This window comes from Clostridium sp. AM49-4BH, assembly GCF_003478335.1.
GTDB lineage: Bacteria > Bacillota > Clostridia > Lachnospirales > Lachnospiraceae > Butyribacter.
Map to the genome: position 1 here is coordinate 1 of NZ_QUFB01000151.1, position 603 is coordinate 603.

A 603-nucleotide genomic window follows, 5' to 3' on the forward strand; every position below is an offset into this window, starting at 1 on the left:
TTTTGCTTTAAATCTATCACTGCATTAAAAGAAATTTTTTTATCGAAAAAAGGATACTTCTCTCTAATCAAAGCTATATTTTCCATAATTAAGTCAAATGTCCCTTTATTGCTATTGGCAAATATACGATTTTTATTATGAATATTTCGCGGACCATCCAAGCTGATTGTAATATTAAAATCATTTTGAACCAAAAAGTCTGCAATATCCATATTCAGTAAAGTGGCATTTGTTGTCATATTAAAGTTTATCTTTTTTTCACCGAAAACTTCTTTTGCATACGATACTGCCTTTTTAATCAATTCAATTTCCAATAAAGGTTCTCCACCATAAAATCCTATTGATACCTCATTGCAATTTAACGAATGTGCTGCCAAAAAGTCTATTGTTTTTACCGCTGTTTCAAAAGACATTCTTTTATTCGTATGGACACGATTAATATAACTTCCTGAATAAACACAATATTCACATCTCAAATTACAATTTTGTGTAACTTGCAAAATCACATTACCCATATTATACATATACAGGTCTTTTAAAGTATCTGTTTCATAATGTTTTATTGAACTAATTTTCTTTTTTTCTGTTAAGAAACCCTGTTCC

The 603-nt window shown here is 28.5% G+C and carries 1 protein-coding gene; it reads right to left on the bottom strand.

The annotated features are described in order from the left end of the window. Positions 1 to 603 (bottom strand): radical SAM protein (locus DW981_RS14845; protein WP_118508266.1); only part of this gene is annotated, 603 nt, incomplete at both ends.